The sequence below is a fragment of the Roseburia rectibacter genome, from assembly GCF_014287515.2.
GTDB lineage: Bacteria > Bacillota > Clostridia > Lachnospirales > Lachnospiraceae > Roseburia > Roseburia rectibacter.
On the sequence record NZ_CP092473.1, the window covers coordinates 3527932 to 3546762 of the forward strand.

The window sequence follows — 18831 nt, forward strand, 5'->3', positions numbered from 1 at the left end:
ATCACATGTGAAGTGCCTCAGACTCAAGACAATGGCTCAGATGTAACAATCCGACCTCAGTTTGGACCTGCGTTAGTACCATCAAATACCGCATCAGGGAAAATCATCCAGATGCCACAAAGAAAGATCATATAAAAGAAATCCAGCAGTCATCAGGGTTTCTTGCTATTAAAGTTAATGACAACCAACTGAAAACGATAGAAAAAGAGTAGTTGCTATTAGTAGCAAATTAGTAGCAGAGCAAAAGAAAAAGTCTCGGAATCCGCTTGTTTAGCGGATTCCAAGACTTGTGGCTCTTATTCAAACTCAATCGTTCCCGGTGGCTTACTCGTCAAATCATACATTACCCTGTTGACGCCCTTCACCTCATTAATAATTCGGCTCATAACTCTCTGGAGCACCTCAAACGGAATCTCTGCTGATTCGGCAGTCATGAAATCAACTGTATTGACGGCACGCAGTGCCACAGCATAGTCGTAGGTACGCTCATCACCCATAACACCGACGGAACGCATGTTAGTGAGTGCCGCAAAGTATTGGTTCGGCATCCAGGATGGCGCCTTGCCATTTGCTTTAGTGTACTCTTCTACTGCTTTGTCCACTTCCTCCCGGTAGATGGCATCAGCATCCTGCACGATCTTGACTTTTTCGGCATTAACCTCACCGATGATACGGATGCCAAGTCCCGGTCCAGGGAATGGCTGACGGAAAACAAGTTTTTCCGGGATACCAAGTTCAAGTCCGGCTTTTCTTACTTCGTCCTTGAAAAGATTACGGAGTGGCTCAATGATTTCTTTGAAATCAACGAAATCAGGAAGACCACCTACGTTGTGGTGGGATTTGATCACGGCTGACTCTCCGCCAAGTCCACTCTCAACAACATCCGGGTAAATCGTTCCCTGTGCGAGGAAATCGACAGCTCCGATCTTCTTTGCCTCTTCTTCGAATACACGGATGAATTCCTCACCGATGATCTTACGTTTCCGCTCCGGCTCTGTGACACCAGATAGCTTGCTATAATAGCGCTCCTGTGCATTGACACGGATAAAATTCAGGTCAAACTGTCCGTTTGGTCCGAATACTGCTTCAACCTCGTCGCCCTCATTTTTACGAAGAAGGCCATGGTCTACAAATACACAGGTAAGCTGTTTTCCAATTGCACGGGACAACAGACCTGCTGCAACAGAAGAATCCACTCCACCAGATAAGGCAAGTAATACTTTTCCGTCACCGACTTTTTCACGGATCTCTTTAATCGTATGCTCCACAAAAGAGTCCATTCTCCAGGTTCCCTCACAGCCACAGATGCTGCGTACAAAATTGTGAAGCATCTTCGTACCTTCCTGTGTATGAAGCACTTCCGGATGAAACTGGATTGCAAATAATCCTTTCTCCTGATTCTCTGCAGCAGCAACCGGGCAATCTGCCGTATGCGCAACAATATTAAATCCCGGTGCAACCTTTGAAATATAATCAAAATGACTCATCCAGCAGATCGTATTTTCTGATACGCCTGTAAATAACGGCGATGAAGTATCGACCGTAACCTCGGTTTTTCCGTACTCACGGACAGGTGCCTTTTCCACTTTTCCTCCAAGTACGTGCATCATCAACTGCGCACCATAGCAGAGTCCTAAAACCGGCACGCCAAGTTCAAATAATTCTTTCGAACAGGTCGGTGAATCAGCCTCATAGCAACTGTTCGGACCGCCGGTAAGAATGATTCCCTTTGGATTCATTGCCTTGATCTGCGCGATATCCGTCTTGTAGGAATATATCTCACAGTAAACATTGCATTCTCTGACACGTCTCGCAACCAGCTGGTTGTACTGACCGCCAAAATCAATGACAATTACTTTCTCATGATCCATTGATCTTCTTCCTCCTGATGTTTTCGTTGCCTGCCATCCGTTTATGACGATGCCTTTTTTAAAGCATGTCCTTCCCTGATACAGACTTTAATGATATTTATTATAAGATACGTTTTGAGAGTTTACAAGGCGTTTTTCCCTCTATTACAGGATTTTGTCATTTTTATCAAAAAAATAAATATTTTGGATTCAAATATCACTTAATTTTAAAAACATGTACCTGAAAAATTTGGTCTAAAAATCTGTCTGATGCATTTTAAAATCTGTGAATTATTAAACAAAAATACATATCCCTTTTCTTCTGCGGTCATAATATCCATATGAAAAAACATTCCAATCTTCCGGATTTTTCAAAACTCTGCGCACCGGAGCAGAATCCCATACAGGATAAGATTTCCCTGCTGATCCACTTCTTCTTTCTGGGAAGTTTTTCAGGATTTCTCTGGGAAACCCTTATTTTTCTTGTAAAAGATAATACTTTTCGCAACCGTGGCTTCTTTTATGGTCCATGGCTGCCTGTTTATGGGATTGGTGCGGTGGTCTTTTACTGTTTTTTTTCATCATTCCAGCAAAAAAATATCCGGAGCCACTCATCTATCAGGCAGAACATTCCGCTCTAAAATAAAATACCACCCAATCACTATATTCACCAAAACTGCTCTTCTTGGAACAGCCTTAGAACTTGTGATCGGATGGCTTCTCAATACATTTTTCCATTTACGGTACTGGGATTACAGCAGTTATCCGTACAATTTTCATGGATATATCTGCCTTTTTTCAGCAATCGGATTTGGTATCGCAGGTATGCTCTGGATCTGTGTATTTTCTAATATATTCCGAAAATACTGGTTCTCCCTGCCACCCGGTTTCAGACGCTGCTTCAACAGTATGCTGGTACTTTTATTCCTCGCAGACTGCGCGGCTGCACTGATTTTCCCAAATGCCGGGCATGGAATCACATTTTAATCTGCAGGCTTGCGCCTTCATCTGCCTCTTTAATTTCTGGCACTTCCACTTTCTAAATATTCGCTTTCCTCTTCCATAACCTGATTTTCTTTTTCTTTAAAAATCATTCCGAAAATAGCACGTACAAACGGGCCTGCAAAAAAGATCTGCCAGAAAAATGCCATTGGGAAATTCAGTGCTGTCGTCTCAATCCACACAGCGATCACTTCTTTTCCAGCATGTTTAAATAAAAGTGTTGCTGCAAGGCTCATTGTCGGACACATCAGGCAGACTGTGATTGATGAAATAGCAAGAATTAGTATGATCGGCTTGTCCACACCCGGTGTCACAATACGGAATGCAAGTTTTTTTGACAATGATCCGTAAAGGAAAAAGTCAAGAATAAATGCGATCGGTCCCATGATCACCAGCTCATGAAATGCATTTAAAAATACAATATTGCTCATTCCTCCCATGTTCAGTGAAATATTGTAGCAGATCATTGCGTACACCATCACGAACACCATTAAAATAGTAAATACAACTTCCTGTAACTTTGTCTTTGGCATATTTTTCTCCTCATTGTTCTGATAAAATATTTATTTTTCCCGACAAAAAAGCAGAGAAAGCAATCTTTGCGATCGCTTTCTCTGCTGCACGTCGTGTGATTATTATAACGTATTATATGCACTTTTATAATAGTTTTAATTTCACAAATTTTTTATACAATTCATGAAATTCATTGTGCAATTTCTTCAATGCTGTCCTATAATTTCGTAGGAAGCACTTTCCTTTTTTATATGTTTTTTGTTTCATGAAGCATGGCTTTCATTTTTGAAACATGTCTTTCGTTTCATGCATGCTGATGCAGATATTTCTCCCTTGTTGCGAGTCCGCCACGGATATGACGTTCGGATTTATTGACATCTAATACTTTTCGTGCTTCTGCCGCAAGCGACGGATTTACCTGGGCAAGACGTTCCGTGACATCTTTATGTACCGTACTCTTGCTGATTCCAAAATGTTTCGCTGCCTGACGCACCGTCGTATTATTATCAATAATATATCTGGCTATTTCCATAGCTCTTTCCTCAATATAGGTTTTCACAAAAAATCCCCTGCAATACTTGTTTTTACATTGTATGCAGGGAATTTTTGTTCATGACAATAGAATGTTTACAGAACATGCATCCTATTGTTTCTTACCTTTCTGTTCCATTTTCAGCATATTTCCATGTAACCTGATATTCCACACCGGTAGCTTCCCCCAACTGTGTGATATAATTTTCTATCAATGTTTTCGCACGCTCCTGCGCGCCTGCCAATAACGTTTTATTCTTTTCCACTGCTGCCACCATTTCATCCTGTGCCTCATTTACTGCCTGTGTCTGCTCCTCAGCTGTGATCTGATTCTTGTTAAACCATGAATCTGACGTTGCAATATAATCATCCACATCTATTGTTTTTACTTCCGGTTGAAAAATTTTTGCTCCGGGAATCGTAATTTGTACACTGGTACCATTTACATCCATTTTCACATCTGACATTTCAATCCCAATCTTGACAACTCCTGTATACTCAATCCAGAATTTTCTCTCCTTTTCCCCCAGATGTGCCAATCCGGATCCTTTTTCTTTTGTGGACTTAGCCACATTATGATAATAACATTCCAGCGTTGCAAGATCACAGATGGATCTGATCTGTGCCAGATCCGGTTCTAAGACAGCCGCAGTTTCCATTTCTTGTGTTTCTTCCATTTTCACTTTTGTCTTATCGTTTTTATTTGTACATGCAACTAAAAACAATGACATGACACATAGTATCATTATTATCCTATATTTTCTCATTGCATTCCCCCCTATTTAATATTAACTTTATATTCCCCGTCTATCTGTTGTACCCATGGATCAACCAGCGCTTCTACCGCAGTAACCGCATTTTCCTTCGCCAATGTCATCAGATCATTTTCTTTTGCCGCCCGCCTGGCAAGATCTGTTTTACATAATTCATATGCCTCCTGTGATACAGTTTCCGTTTCATATTTTTTATTTTCAAAAATATAATCCATTGAACCAAAATCCACCGTTGTATTCTGTATTTCGCTCTCCGGCAAGGTAATGGTGATTATTTTTGTATCCTCATCAATATCGATCATAATCTTACTGAAATCAATTCCTGCAGTAACGGTTCCTTCATATGCCACATAATATTTCGGAGTAACACCATCCTCCTCATACGCACGGGCAACTGCATTATAGGAATAATCTACCGTGGAAAGTTCACTGATTTCAAAAACTTTTTCCAATGACGCTTTTGAAATCGTTGTTACCGTTCCTTCTTCCCCGATGATTGCATCTTTTGTATTTTTTAAGAAAACAGATGAAGGATCTGCATTCAGAATTTTCAGAATGACACACACTATCACAATTGCTAAAATAACCCCTCCCGTGATACGGATCTTTATCACCCGTGTTCTCTTCTCTTTATTTTTGCTCTTTTTTTCGCCTGTGTTCTGCTGCATCGCTTTTTCCTCCGCAAATGTTCAATTACACATTCCATTCTACAATAAGGTTTCTTTTCTCACAAGCACCATATTTTCTGTAATAAAAGAAAGAAGAAGCCTGGTTACAGTTCAAAAAAAGGATCTGAATCTTTTCAGATTCAGACCCCATTTTACAATAAAATATATCTGCGCCTTACATTTTTTTAACCTTGATATTTTTACCGGCACCTTTTGCCTTAAACAATGTCAGAAGCTCCTGTAATTCTTCTTCCTCCGGCACCCTGAAATTATCATCTGTAAATCCCCATGCTTTCATCACAGGGTATATTGCAATATCAAATGCACCATTTGTTGACTGGTACAGGTCTAAAGACCGTTCCACAAGATAAGCGGTATCCTCCGAAAGGATTCCTCCTCCATTCTGATTGATCTGATAAATCTCACTATTTTGATCTCCGGTAGATAAAAGACTATCGAGACGTTCTATTTCCTCCTCTGCCCGTCGGACAGCTTCATTTGCACCAACACCATAAGCTGTTACATTCATATAGGTATCCATTGCAAATATATCCCTGCTTGCCTGTGTACTTTCGTTTTCCTGCTGACTCTGCGCATCTGCCATTTTCTGTGTGCTGCTTTCCTCATTTTATATAACAGGAAACTTCAACACTTTTTTTATAAGCAGAAAGATCCCAGTGTTACCATTAAGGATAACACTGGGATCTTTCTACATATCGTCATATGTTTTATTTAATTGTATTTTAATGCCTTTTTCAAAGCTGCTGAAATTGCCGTTCCTACGATAAAACATACGATTGCTTCAATCAGTCCGTTCACACCGACAAATGCTAAAATAAACAGCAATGCATTTTTTGCACCCAGAGCCGATACGAATGACTGGATGTATTCTGTATTGTAAAATCCGAGCACTAACATTCCCATAAAAAATGTAGTGTTAAGTAATGGACAGCAAAGGTTGCTGATCGTAACAGATGCACCGGATGGCAGCTTTGTTTTGCGAAGTCCTTTATAGATCAGACCTGTCAGCCATCCCATCAAAATACGGGTAGGTACGCATACCAGAAATGTCAAAAAACCGTTAATTCCAAGCAGTGCTGCACCAAACGGACTCATGCCAAAGCACTGGATAAAACTTGTAATGCCGAACACACCGCCTAAGATCGCACCTGCTGCCGGTCCTAATGTAACAGCTCCTACCGCTACCGGAACGACGATCAGCGTGATCTCAAGACCTGCTGTTCTGATATATCCGATCGGGGTAAAAGCCATGATAAGAATAATAGCAACTAAAAGTGCCATCTCCACAAGATACTTTGTGGAAAACTTTTTCTGAGTCATAGTCTCTTCCTCTTTTCTTAATAATATGTAATTTTTTCATATGCAACGTTATTAAGTATAGCACTTGAACACCTTTTCCGCAATGCTGCATTAACGTTTTTAACATATTCTGTTAATTGTATTTCAGTGCCTTTTTCAAAGCTGCAGAAATTGCCGTTCCTACAACAAAACATACAACCGCTTCAACAAGTCCGTTGATTCCCACAAATGCAAGCACAAACCAGAACGGATTGCTGACACCCAGTGTCTGAACAAATGACTGGATATACTCCGTCTGATAAAAACCAATCACCAGCATACCCATAAACAATGTCGTATTCAAAAGCGGACAGCATAAATTTGCGACCGTGATTGATGCAGTATATGGGATTTTCGTCTTTCTGAGTCCCTGATAGATCAATCCGGTCAGCCATCCTACCAGAATACGTGTCGGCACATATACCAGAAATGCCAGAAACGGATTAATTCCAAGCAGCGTCGCACCAAAGGCGTTTAGTCCGAAACACCGTAAAAAACTGGCAAATCCAAATACACCACCTAAGATTGCACCTGCCGTTGGTCCTAGTGTAACAGCTCCTACCGCCACCGGAACAACGATCAGGGTAATTTCTATACCTACTGTCTTAATGTATCCGAGCGGGGTAAAAGCCATGATAAGAATGATGGCAACTAAAAGTGCCATTTCCACAAGAAATTTTGTGGAAAACTTTTTCTGAGTCATAGTCCCTTCCTCTTTTCTCGTTTTTATGTAATTTTATACGAAACACAGGACGAGCCATTTGTGAATCATTATAAATTTCCGGCATCCTGTATCTCTGCAACGTGACTAAGTATAACATCTGGCAGTATTTTCCGCAATCTTAGATTGCGTTAATCCTAAAATTGTGCCATCCTCAGAATTGCACTACTGTACTGTATCATTGAAATTTAGTATATCTGCCACTTTAATTAAAAAGTGACAGATGATAGTGTCGGATACAGTGATATCAGTTTTTCCCGTGCATCCCCTGTTTGGAAATGCCACTGTATCTTAGCTGTATCCCGATTACGTTCCATTTCCCATGCTGATAACTCACATTTAAGTTTGTCAAGGGTGGATATTCGACGCGAAAGACATTGGCGTGTCATTACATTCAGCTCAATTTCTGCCATGTCAAGCCAACTTCCATGTTTAGGCGTATAGTGGATTTCCAGTCGTTTTATGATCCTTCTTGCTTCTGATGGTGGAAATGCTTTATAAAGTGAAGCAGCTTTATGGGTGTTTAGATTGTCCATTACCAGTATGATTTTCTTTGCATCTGGAAACATTTCATCTGACAGATATTTGATTTCCATTGCCCGGTCAATTGCAGTACGGTGTTCATGGACACTCACATGGTGTCTGCCGCCAAGTGGTTCAACAAAAGCAAATATGCTGCAGGTGCCATTCCTCTTATATTCGGAATCCGTTTTCTGGTTGTCACCCGGACGAACAGGCAGTGGCTGCCTTACATCATCCAAAAGCTGGTATGGCTTTTCATTCATACAGACAACAGGGTACATCGGGTCATATGGGAGTTCATAAACATCAAGGACATCTTCCATGCAGGCTACAAAATCAGCATCTTCTTTTGACGGAATACACCAGTAATCATTCATGTGAGGTCGAAGTTTATTTTTTTTAAAGCCCTGCCGATGGTATCTTTACTGACTGGAACATCAAGTACAATTTTTGCCTGTTCTTCCAGCAGACGGAGTGTCCAGCGGGAATGTCCTTCCGGTGCAGGACTGCACGCAATTTCAATAATACGAGCCTCAGCACGCCCATCAAATTTTCTGCATGCATTATCAGAATTGACATTCCGGTTCATTGTACGGATACCCTGGATGCCTTTTTCGGAATAAAGCTTTACAGTATTCATGATAGTAGCCATACATACACAATTTGTTTTGGCAGACTGTGCATGGGTAAGAACTTTACCGTGTGCCTCATCTAGATCAATGATAATCTGGCATCTGTTTCGAACAGTTTTGGTTGTTTGCTTTTTACGCATAACAGATTTTAGTTCCTTGAGTTCGTCATCCGTTAATGAAATATTATATTTTTTTGGTCTTGCCATCTAAAATCACCGCCGTTTCTTTTTAATATATCATGAAACGGTTTGTCAGACCATAAAATTAATTAAATATCAATGATACAGTATACTACCACTTTTTTATATTTTTAATGTTTCCTTAATTATCAATAAATGCCATTGACTTTCTGCTTTTTGCGTGCAAAGCTAACCATATATTTATAAGAAAAGAGTTTTTACCATGATACAGAAAAAAAATGTACTTAACACCGTTCCGGTTATCTGCCTTGGTGCCCTGCTTTTGGGGTCGGCATACGGGCAGCTTCACACGCCAATGACGCCGCCACCGATTACAGCTCTCGCCTCAGATATTCTGCCGACGACAGGCAATGTCCGAGCACTTGATGTTGTGGTCGATTTTGCGGATGCGAAATATGATACAGACAGACGCCTGTCCGATGAAGAAATTTCCTCCTATCTGTTTGGCACAGACAATACTGAATTTTATCCCTGTGAGAGCCTGACTAGTTATTTTGACCGTGCTTCATACGGATCACTACATATGACCGGAAATGTATTTCATTACACAGCGAAAGGTACGATCGCATCCTACGAAAAAACGAACGATGGATACGAAACGCTGGTGCGTGAGGTTCTTTCCGGTTTAAATGATACGATCGACTATACCGATTATGATTCTGACGGCGATGGCTATATCGACGCTCTCTGCCTTTCTGTTCCAAGCGGAGGCAATGCTGATTTCTGGTATGGCTGTACGGCATCCTGGTGGACTTCCACCCTGCCGGATTTAGATGGCGAAAAATTAAATTACTATGTGATCAGCGATGAACAGCCTTATGCCGATACCATGGATTATTATCTCGGAACACTCGCCCACGAATACGGGCACTGTATGGGACTCCCGGATTATTATAAATACGGTTTAAAAGAAAATTTTGAAGCTACGACTGGGGATGCCGGCATTGAACGCATGGATGAAGCTGCGGGTGATTTTTGTCCGTTGTCAAAGCTGCTGCTCGGATGGTACCTTCCGGCAGAAGTACAGATTTACCACCCCGGCAGCAAAAAGACCGACATCACTTTAGCTGACTCCTCCATGCAGACTGACACTCCAGCTGCACAGACATTTACCCTGACAGATGATACCCAAGAGGGAAGCTGTCTGATCATACCGCGCACTGATGCTTCCAGTTATTTTTCAGAATACATGATCCTTGACTATATCACCCCGAATGGTAATTATGACGGTATGTTTTCTTCCGGCGGACTTCGTATTTATCACGTCGATGCCACCCTTGCAAACGACGAATACTATGCCCCCTATCTGACCGCTGATAACTACAGTCCTGTCTACGATTCCACCAATAACGGCAGGCGGATCTTAAGACTGGTCAATGACGGAAATGGCTTTTACCGGAACGGTGATGTGATTGATGGCACTGCCACAGGCTTGGGCTGGTATGACAACAACGGACAGGTGACCATTGATACCGGGTATACGATCACGGTTGACTCTGTATCTGCGGATCAGAAAAAATGTACCGTAACGATTTTGCCGGACAACTAAATAACTTTTTCCACCAACTCCAGACAAGAAGCCGCAAATTTTCTCCAACTCCCAACAAAAAGCCCGTCCCCCATGTCAGCTTCCTCACAGAATCCAAACATGAAAGACGGGCTTTCTATCTTACAGGTTGTCCACCTATATTATTTGTTGCCTAACTCAGCTTTTAATGCTGCTGTTAAAGCAGGAACGATCTTATTCAGATCACCAACCAGACCGTAATCAGCTACGTCGAAGATTGGAGCATCTTCATCTTTGTTGATTGCGATGATCAGGTCAGAATCTTCCATACCAGCTACATGCTGGATTGCTCCGGAAATACCGATTGCAAAGTAGATCTGAGGACGAACAGTTTTACCTGTCTGACCTACCTGTAAATCAACTGGTAACCAGCCATTCTCTACAACTGCACGGGAGCAGCTTACAGTACCGCCAAGTACCTCTGCAAGATCTTCAAGAAGTTTGAAGTTCTCTTTGGAACCAACTCCACGACCACCGGAAACAAGGATCTTTGCTTCCATGATGTTTGCTGTGCTCTTAACAGCCTTTACGATATTTAAGATCTCAACATATCTGTTGTTTGGTGTAAATCCCGGATTGTATTCTACAACGTTTGCTTTTGCACCAGCGATCGGAGCGATCTTCTGCATAACACCAGGACGTACAGTTGCCATCTGAGGACGGTTGTCCGGGCAGGCGATAGTTGCGATTGTGTTACCACCGAATGCAGGACGTGTCATTAATAACTGATTGTGTTTCTGCTCTGATTCTTTACCAGGTGCAGCAACCAGTGGGAAATCACCGATCTCAAGAGATGTACAGTCTGCTGTCAGACCTGTTTTTACTCTTGCAGAAACAGTAGGTCCTAAGTCACGGCCGATAGCAGTTGCACCAACTAACATGATTTCTGGTTTGTACTCGTTGATTACAGATGCTAATGCATGTGCATACGGCTCTGTTCTGTAGTCTTTTAATTCTGGATCATCTACTACGATAACTCTGTCAGCGCCATACTCAGCTAACTGATCTGCTAATCCTTTTACACCAGAACCAATTAATACAGCAGTTACGTCTGTACCTAAATCTTTTGCTAAGTCTTTGCCTTTTCCAAGTAACTCAAATGCAACGCCATCTAATACGTTATCTACCTGCTGTGCAAAGACAAATACTCCTTTATATTCTTCTAATGCCATGTTATTCACCACTTTTCCTTTTTTTATTAGATAATGTGTTTCTCTTTGAATTTGCCGATCAAATATGCTACGGATTCTGCCGGATCAAGGTTTACTTTCTCACCAGCACCCTTTGCAACTTTATCAGATGCTTTTGCAATTTTAGTAGGAGATCCTTTTAAACCAAGATCAGAATCATCAACATCCTTTAAGTCTGCTCTTCCCCAAACGGTTACTTCTTTGTCAAATGCATCGAAGATTCCGCCTGGTGTCATGTAACGCGGCTCATTTAATTCAGAAAGAGCAGTTACCAGACAAGGCATTTTTGCTTTTAACTCATGATATCTGTCTTCGTACTGACGTTTTACAACAACAGAGTCACCCTCTACTTTGATGTCTGCTGCATAAGAGATAACCGGAAGTCCAAGATGCTCAGCGATCTGAGGGCCAACCTGTGCAGTATCACCATCGATAGCCTGACGTCCTGTGATGATCAGATCATAGTCTAAGTTACGAAGTGCACCAGCGATTGTAGTTGATGTTGCCCATGTATCAGCTCCACCTAATACGCGGTCTGTTACAAGAACTGCTTCATCAGCACCCATTGCTAATGCTTCACGAAGAACTGCATCAGCCTTTGGAAGTCCCATAGTAAGAACTGTAACTTTTGCTCCTGTCTCATCTTTGATTCTAAGTGCTGCTTCAAGACCAGCTTTATCATCTGGGTTCATGATAGCAAGCATTGCTGCTCTGTCAAGCGTTCCATCCGGGTTGAACTTAACGCCGCCCTTTGTATCAGGAACCTGTTTAATACATACTACGATATTCATGTATTTTCCACTCCTTATGTTTTATATGTTTAAATTTTACGCGGATTGATTCGAAATTACTTTAACAATGCACCGGAGATTACCATACGTTGTACTTCGCGAGCGAAGTTCGGCTTACGATATTCTCAATTATTTCAACAATGCACCTGAAATTACCATACGCTGTACTTCGCTTGTACCCTCGTAGATCTCTGTGATCTTAGCATCACGCATCATACGCTCTACATCATACTCTCTGATATATCCGTATCCACCGAATAACTGAACAACTTCAGTTGTAACTGCCATTGCCGTCTCGGCTGCGAATAATTTAGCTTTTGCAGCTTCTACAGAATATACTTTCTGGGTAGCTTTTGCCATTGCTGCTTTGTAAACTAAAAGCTGTGCAGCTTCGATTCTTGCAGCCATATCAGCAAGTTTGAACTGTGTATTCTGCTGCTGTGCGATAGAACGGCCGAACTGTTTTCTCTCTTTTGTATAAGCGATAGCTCTGTCTAATGCACCCTCAGCGATACCAAGTGCCTGAGCAGCGATACCAATACGTCCACCATCAAGTGTATGCATTGCGATCGGGAAACCTTTTCCTTCCGGTCCTAACAGATTCTCTTTCGGGATTCTGCAGTCTTCGAAGATCAGCTCATAAGTAGATGATCCACGGATACCCATCTTCTTCTCTTTTGTTCCGAATGAGAAACCAGGAGCTCCCTTATCTACGATAAATGCAGAGAAGTTTTTCTTCTTTCTGCCTCTCTTGTCCTCTGTGATGCTTGTGATAGCGATTACAATATAAACATCTGCAACTTTACCATTGGTAATGAAGCATTTTGATCCGTTTAATACCCACTCGTCACCATCTAAAACAGCTTTTGTCTGTGCACCCTGTGCATCAGTACCAGCACCCGGCTCAGTTAATGCGAATGCACCTAACTTCTCGCCTGTTGCAAGTGGTTTTACATATTTCTGTTTCTGCTCTTCTGTACCATATGTCATGATCGGATCGATGCAGAGAGATGTATGTGCAGATACAACAACACCTGTGGTTGCGCAAACTTTAGATAACTCTTCTACGCACATAACGTATGTAAGAGGATCACAACCCTGTCCGCCGTATTCTTTCGGAACCGGGATTCCCATGAATCCGTATTTCTGCATTTTCTTAACCGTTTCTGCCGGGAAAGCTTCTGTCTCATCTGTTTCCTGTGCAAGCGGTTTTACTTCTGTTTCAGCAAATTCCTTGAATAAGGAACGCGCCATTTCATGTTTCTTGTCTAAAGTGAAATCCATGATCTAATTTTCCTCCATAAATATTTATTTTACTGAGCATCGACCGGAGTCTTTGTACGATCAGCATTGTATACATAAAATCCCTTGCCGCTCTTTGCTCCAAGGTTACCACCACGAACCATCTTACGGATCAGTGGGCATGCACGATATTTGCTGTCGCCTGTCTCTTTGTAAAGTACATCCATGATAGCAAGGCAGATATCAAGACCGATGAAATCACCTAACTCTAACGGTCCCATTGGGTGATTAGCACCAAGTTTCATAGCTGCATCGATACCAGCGATATCGGAAACTCCTTCCATTTTGATGAATGCTGCTTCGTTGATCATTGGGATTAAGATACGGTTTACAACGAAACCAGCAGCCTCATTAACCTGTACCGGAGTTTTTCCGATCTCTTCAGAGATTTTCTTAATAGCGGAAACAGTTTCATCCGGAGTATTCACACCAGCGATAACCTCGATCAGTTTCATACGGTCTGCCGGGTTGAAGAAATGCATACCAACCATTGGACGGTTTAATCCGTTTCCGATCTCTGTGATGGAAAGACTGGATGTGTTAGAAGCGAAGATACAATCTGGTTTTGCGATCTCGTCTAATTCTTTGAAAGTAGTTTTCTTTACTTCCATGTTCTCGAAAGCTGCCTCTACGATCAGATCACAGTCTTTGCAAAGGTCTTCTTTTAAACCTGGAGTGATTTTTGCAAGGATGCCATCAACAGCTTCCTGTGTCATTTTTCCTTTTTCTACTAATCTTGCATAACCTTTTTTGATTTTCTCTTTTCCGCCTTCAGCCCACTCCTGCTTGATATCGCAAAGTGCTACTTCATATCCTTCTACCTGAGCAAATGCTTTTGCAATGCCCTGTCCCATAGTTCCTGCACCAATAACGCCAACCTTCATTTCGGTTACCTCCTGAAAATAATTATGTTAACTGTATGTTTAAAAAATGCAATCCCCGGGAAGTCATTCCCCGGGAATTACTATAAAAAACTATTATCTCTCAACGATTGTAGAGCATCCCATACCACCGCCGATGCAAAGTGTAGCAAGACCTCTCTTAGCGTCTCTCTTCTGCATCTCATGCAGTAATGTAACAAGGATACGGCATCCGGAAGCACCTACCGGGTGTCCTAATGCGATTGCACCACCGTTTACGTTTACTTTTGACATATCGAATTTCAGATCTCTTGCTACTGCGATAGACTGAGCTGCGAATGCTTCGTTTGCTTCGATCAAGTCCATATCATCAATGGATAAACCTGTTTTAGCTAATACTTTTCTTGTAGAAGCAACAGGACCAACACCCATGATCTCTGGCTCAACTCCGCCAAGAGCACCTGCTACCCATGTAGCCATTGGTGTAACACCAAGTTCTTTTGCTTTCTCTTCGCTCATAACAACGATTGCTGCTGCACCATCGTTGATACCGGAAGCGTTACCTGCTGTAACAAGTCCGCCCTCTTTACCAGAGCAGCATTTTAATTTTGCTAAAGACTCAGCAGTTGTGCCAGGACGTGGTCCCTCATCTTTTACGAAATCAACGATCTCTTTTTTAACTTTTACAGGAACCGGAACGATCTCATCATCAAATTTGCCTTCAGCAATTGCTTTCTCACATTTCTGCTGGCTGTTTGCTGAGAACTCATCAAGTTCTTCTCTTGTAATGCCATATTTATCACATACGTTCTCTGCTGTGATCATCATGTGGTAGTGATTGAATGCATCTGTTAATGCATCATTTACCATTGTATCAATGATCGTTGCATTGTTCATACGATATCCAAAACGAGCTTTTGTCATAGCATATGGTGCCATAGACATGTTTTCCATACCACCTGCAACAACGATATCAGCCTCACCTGCCATGATCATGGTAGCTGCATCATTGACACATTTTAAACCAGAACCACAAACAACGTTGATCGTGATTGCCGGAACTTCGATTGGCAGTCCTGCTTTGATTGCTGCCTGACGTGCAACATTCTGACCCTGAGCTGCCTGGATTACACAACCCATTTTTACCTCGTCAACCATCTCCGGTTTAACGTTTGCTCTTCTTAAAGCCTCTTTGATAACGATTGCACCTAAGTCTGCTGCTGGAGTATTGCTTAATGCTCCACCCATTTTACCGATTGCGGTACGGCAAGCACCTGCTAAAACTACTTTCTTTGCCATTTTGAATTCTCCTTTCAATTTAACACAAAGCTCTGCATTTGCAGAGAATTTGTTTCTTTCTCTTTCATTTTGCCGAAAAATGCTGTTAATTTTTTAACAATCTTTTTTAAAAAAATAAATTCAAACTTCCGATTGAAATTTATCTTTTTTCTCTTTCATTTTTAAAAGCTTATTTGCTATGTAATCAGCTATTTTTCTGCATTTCTTGTACTTTCATATGCTAACATATTTCACAATTAATTGCAATAGCTTTCTTTATTTTTCATCTTTGTAAACAATTTTCCACATCCTTTTTGCTCCATTTTGCGGGGTTTTTTGTTAAATTTTTATCATTTTATCATTTTGTTTAATAAAACACGTGATTACCTATAACTGTTCCTTCTATTATGCCGTTATTCACACGAAAATACAGACAATTTGTTGTGCTCGTTCCACCCAGCACCGCCTGTGCTGCACTCATACAATCGGAAGCAACTCCCTGCTCCAGACGGTATGCAAGACGACCGCTGGCAACCGGAGAGAACTGCCCTCCCTGATAAATCACACCGGAAACTGTATTCGGAAAATAGGAACTTCTGACACGGTTCATGATCACGCTGCCCACCGCAAGTTTTCCATCATATGGCTCGCCCCATGCCTCACACTGGATGATGGCAGCTAACAGATACGCATCGCTCTGGGCCGGTGCGTATGTCACATTCGACCTGTTTTCCTGTTCCTGCTTTTTGATGGCTGCAAGGCGCGCAGCATCCTCTTTTGCCTTCTGTATCTCAAGCTGCTTTTCGTATTCGATCATTTTCTTGATCTTTGCATCGATCGACTCCACATCGGACTGTGCATCTTCAATTTTCTCGCTGGATTCCTGTATCTTCTTCTGCGTATCCTCGATCAGGCTGTTGACTTTTTCCTGCTCTTTCTGTTTTTCCTGCTGTAATACAGTCAGTTCTTCCTTCTGCTTCTCGAGTTCCTTTTTCTGTTCTTTGATCTGCTCCGTGAGCTCCTGATATGCCGTAAGCATATTTCTGTCGTACTGATTGATTGCACTTGTATATTCCGCCTGATTTAAAAATTCTGCGATGGAGGACGCATGAATAAGCATGTCCCATACAGACTGATTGCCATTTTCATAAATATACTGAATGCGCACTTTCATATCTTCATACTGCTCTGCTGATCGTTCCTCGGAACGTTTCAGATCTTCCGCCGCCGTATTGATCTCGTCCTCTTTCTGTGCTGCCTGCTGCTCTAACTGGTTCATATCGGAAGTGATCGTATTTAACTGTCCATTCAGTCCGCTAAGGTCGCTCTCCAACCCCTGTTTTTCATTGGTCAGGCTGTCCACCTGATCTTTCGCATCTTCTTTCTGTTTCTTAAGGTCTGTGATCTGGTCTTTTGCCTTATCAATATCTTTCTGTGTCGTTCCTGCATGGACAGTTGCCGTAACAAGCATGCAGCCGGTCAGTATTCCTCCCAGGATTCTTCTCAAAAAATTGTGTCTCATGCTGTTCCTTTCGGCTGAACAGTAACCTTTCGGCTGCTGTTGTATTTTTCGTTCATTGTATTTCTTCTATTAATATGGTATTATAGCATGTAAAGCACAATATGAATATTAATTTTTTCACATACCATTATTGGGGGAATATTCAGGCATCTGGTGTCTGGATATGGTATAAAAAAGCCTGATAATCATCACAGGGGGAGGATTTACCTATGCAATTTGTAAAAACAGCAGATTTAAAACCCGGCATGAGACTTGCAAAACCAATCTACAATAAGATGGGTGTTCTTCTTTATGAAAGAGACACACTTTTAACCATGCAGGGTATTAACAGTATCGAAAACTTTGGTCTGATCGGTATTTTTATTCTTGAGCCGGCAGAGCCGGTACCGCCTCTTTCCAGAGAGGATCTTGAATTCGAACAGTTCCAGACGATATATGTTTTTAAACTAAAAGAAAATATGGATCGTCTGCAGGCCAATCAGGCACCTGTTTCGCTGAGCGATCTCGTCCGGGACATCCAGACACATTACGGCAGTCTTGATCACAAATTAAATTTTGCACAAAACCTGCGAAGTTCTGCAGATTTTGTTTACAAACATTCCATCAGTGTCGGCATTCTCTGTGCGATGATCACAAATCAGATGCATCTGCCTGCTGCAGAACAGACAGCCCTTATCACAGCTGCGCTTCTCTACGATTTTGGTTATCTGTATGTACCACAGACAGTGTTAGACAAGGGGGATGACCTTACAACAGCAGATAAGGATTTTATCCAGCTCAACTTAGAGCGCGGTTATGAAACGCTCCGCCCGGACCGTGGTGATTATAAATTCCCGGTACATACGCTTGATATCATCCAGCAGATCATTTTTAAAAACAGCCGTACTTTAAAAGTCAAAGAACCGGCAGACAATATCCGTCTTCTCGTCGATATTTTAGCAGTAGCGGACGAATTTGACCATCTGACCGCAATGAACATTAACAAACCGCCAATTTCAGAAATTGCTGCCATGGGACGTCTGAAAAAGGATAAAGCCACCTACAATCCGCTCGTACTTTCCGCTTTAGCAGAATGTATCCATATTCTTCCGACCGGTGCATGTGTTGATCTTTCCGATGGAGAAAAAGCCCTTGTGCTTGCAGAGAATCCGGCTGATTTTCTTCATCCGATGGTACTGAAGTTTTCCACAAACATGATATACGATTTAAGTGACCCGGTGATCAGTAAATCTTTAAAGATCACAGATATCATGAAAACTATGGACAACCGCATCGCTTTAGACAAAGATTCTGTCAAACAATTTGTCTCTGATGCCTATATCAAAGAAACGGCAGACCGTTTCCGCAAGGTTAAACTTCAGATTGCCCAGCACAAGCAAAGTGAGCTGGAACAGAAAGCTGCAAGTGCTTTAATGAGCAGTGCTTCCGTGATCCCACAGAATGCCGGCACAGAAAAATCACTGACACAAAAAAAGACACGCAAAAAAATGAAACTTCGTTAATAATAGAATACGCACTCCGCAAATATTCCATTACGATAAAAAAGAAAG

General features: G+C 41.8%; 20 protein-coding genes. 4 read left to right on the forward strand and 16 right to left on the reverse strand.

What is annotated here, in order from left to right; genetic code table 11:
• Positions 1–296: 296 nt before the first annotated feature.
• Entirely contained in the window at positions 297–1871 is a 1575-nt protein-coding gene (gene guaA / locus H8S51_RS16115; RefSeq protein ID WP_117922255.1) for a glutamine-hydrolyzing GMP synthase, read from the reverse strand.
• 320 nt (positions 1872–2191) lie between these two features.
• On the opposite strand from guaA, the gene H8S51_RS18460 reads away from it, so the two are divergent.
• Together H8S51_RS18460 and H8S51_RS18465 are read left to right on the forward strand one after the other, a co-directional pair.
• Positions 2192–2491: a putative ABC transporter permease gene (locus tag H8S51_RS18460; RefSeq protein WP_256451904.1), complete on the forward strand. Its 300-nt coding sequence runs from the start codon at positions 2192–2194 to the stop codon at positions 2489–2491.
• The gene (locus H8S51_RS18465) at positions 2394–2837 is read left to right on the forward strand and encodes a putative ABC transporter permease (RefSeq protein WP_256451905.1); all 444 of its coding nucleotides are present in this window, start codon (positions 2394–2396) and stop codon (positions 2835–2837) included. The genes H8S51_RS18460 and H8S51_RS18465 overlap by 98 nt, the downstream gene beginning before the upstream one ends.
• A 29-nt stretch (positions 2838–2866) precedes the next feature.
• Here the strand turns inward: H8S51_RS18465 and H8S51_RS16125 are convergent, their stop codons facing one another.
• The 9 genes from H8S51_RS16125 to H8S51_RS16165 form a co-directional block, all read right to left on the reverse strand.
• On the reverse strand, positions 2867–3385 hold the full coding sequence (locus tag H8S51_RS16125) for a DUF2798 domain-containing protein (protein ID WP_186900243.1): 519 nt from the start codon (positions 3383–3385) through the stop codon (positions 2867–2869).
• 284 nt (positions 3386–3669) lie between these two features.
• Positions 3670–3924: a sporulation transcriptional regulator SpoIIID gene (gene spoIIID / locus H8S51_RS16130; RefSeq protein WP_117922258.1), complete on the reverse strand. Its 255-nt coding sequence runs from the start codon at positions 3922–3924 to the stop codon at positions 3670–3672.
• A 94-nt stretch (positions 3925–4018) separates the two neighbouring features.
• Positions 4019–4663 (reverse strand): DUF4230 domain-containing protein, encoded by a 645-nt coding sequence (locus H8S51_RS16135; RefSeq protein ID WP_241070779.1) that lies wholly within the window; start codon positions 4661–4663, stop codon positions 4019–4021.
• Positions 4664–4674: 11 nt separating this feature from the next.
• Positions 4675–5337, reverse strand: a complete 663-nt coding sequence (locus tag H8S51_RS16140) for a DUF4230 domain-containing protein (RefSeq protein WP_186900244.1) — start codon at positions 5335–5337, stop codon at positions 4675–4677.
• A gap of 175 nt (positions 5338–5512) precedes the next feature.
• Positions 5513–5941, reverse strand: a complete 429-nt coding sequence (locus H8S51_RS16145) for an FAD:protein FMN transferase (RefSeq protein ID WP_015520877.1) — start codon at positions 5939–5941, stop codon at positions 5513–5515.
• Between the two features lie 128 nt (positions 5942–6069).
• Positions 6070–6678, reverse strand: coding sequence for an ECF transporter S component (locus H8S51_RS16150; protein ID WP_117922265.1), 609 nt, complete (start codon positions 6676–6678; stop codon positions 6070–6072).
• A 112-nt stretch (positions 6679–6790) separates the two neighbouring features.
• Positions 6791–7399, reverse strand: coding sequence for an ECF transporter S component (locus H8S51_RS16155; RefSeq protein WP_117922266.1), 609 nt, complete (start codon positions 7397–7399; stop codon positions 6791–6793).
• 227 nt (positions 7400–7626) lie between these two features.
• On the reverse strand, positions 7627–8316 hold the full coding sequence (locus tag H8S51_RS16160) for an IS630 family transposase (protein ID WP_117922267.1): 690 nt from the start codon (positions 8314–8316) through the stop codon (positions 7627–7629).
• Positions 8313–8777, reverse strand: a complete 465-nt coding sequence (locus tag H8S51_RS16165) for a helix-turn-helix domain-containing protein (RefSeq protein WP_117922268.1) — start codon at positions 8775–8777, stop codon at positions 8313–8315. Before H8S51_RS16165 ends, H8S51_RS16160 begins: the two co-directional genes overlap by 4 nt.
• Before the next feature lie 196 nt (positions 8778–8973).
• Between H8S51_RS16165 and H8S51_RS16170 the strand changes: the two genes are divergently transcribed.
• Positions 8974–10320: a metallopeptidase domain-containing protein gene (locus H8S51_RS16170; protein WP_186900245.1), complete on the forward strand. Its 1347-nt coding sequence runs from the start codon at positions 8974–8976 to the stop codon at positions 10318–10320.
• A 140-nt stretch (positions 10321–10460) separates the two neighbouring features.
• Here H8S51_RS16170 and H8S51_RS16175 read toward each other — a convergent pair whose 3' ends face one another.
• From H8S51_RS16175 to H8S51_RS16200, 6 genes are all read right to left on the reverse strand, one after another.
• Positions 10461–11510: an electron transfer flavoprotein subunit alpha/FixB family protein gene (locus tag H8S51_RS16175; protein WP_117922270.1), complete on the reverse strand. Its 1050-nt coding sequence runs from the start codon at positions 11508–11510 to the stop codon at positions 10461–10463.
• A 26-nt stretch (positions 11511–11536) separates the two neighbouring features.
• Positions 11537–12319: an electron transfer flavoprotein subunit beta/FixA family protein gene (locus H8S51_RS16180; protein ID WP_006855163.1), complete on the reverse strand. Its 783-nt coding sequence runs from the start codon at positions 12317–12319 to the stop codon at positions 11537–11539.
• A gap of 129 nt (positions 12320–12448) precedes the next feature.
• Positions 12449–13603, reverse strand: a complete 1155-nt coding sequence (locus H8S51_RS16185) for an acyl-CoA dehydrogenase (RefSeq protein WP_006855164.1) — start codon at positions 13601–13603, stop codon at positions 12449–12451.
• 29 nt (positions 13604–13632) lie between these two features.
• Positions 13633–14505 carry a 3-hydroxyacyl-CoA dehydrogenase family protein gene (locus H8S51_RS16190; protein WP_015520873.1) on the reverse strand — a complete coding sequence of 291 codons (873 nt, stop codon included), beginning with the start codon at positions 14503–14505 and terminating at the stop codon, positions 13633–13635.
• A gap of 93 nt (positions 14506–14598) precedes the next feature.
• Positions 14599–15780 (reverse strand): acetyl-CoA C-acetyltransferase, encoded by a 1182-nt coding sequence (locus tag H8S51_RS16195; RefSeq protein ID WP_117922272.1) that lies wholly within the window; start codon positions 15778–15780, stop codon positions 14599–14601.
• A gap of 346 nt (positions 15781–16126) precedes the next feature.
• Positions 16127–17266: a cell wall hydrolase gene (locus H8S51_RS16200; protein ID WP_241070780.1), complete on the reverse strand. Its 1140-nt coding sequence runs from the start codon at positions 17264–17266 to the stop codon at positions 16127–16129.
• A gap of 224 nt (positions 17267–17490) precedes the next feature.
• Here H8S51_RS16200 and H8S51_RS16205 point away from each other — a divergent pair, with 224 nt between their 5' ends.
• Positions 17491–18783 (forward strand): HD-GYP domain-containing protein, encoded by a 1293-nt coding sequence (locus H8S51_RS16205; RefSeq protein WP_117922274.1) that lies wholly within the window; start codon positions 17491–17493, stop codon positions 18781–18783.
• Positions 18784–18831: the final 48 nt, after the last annotated feature.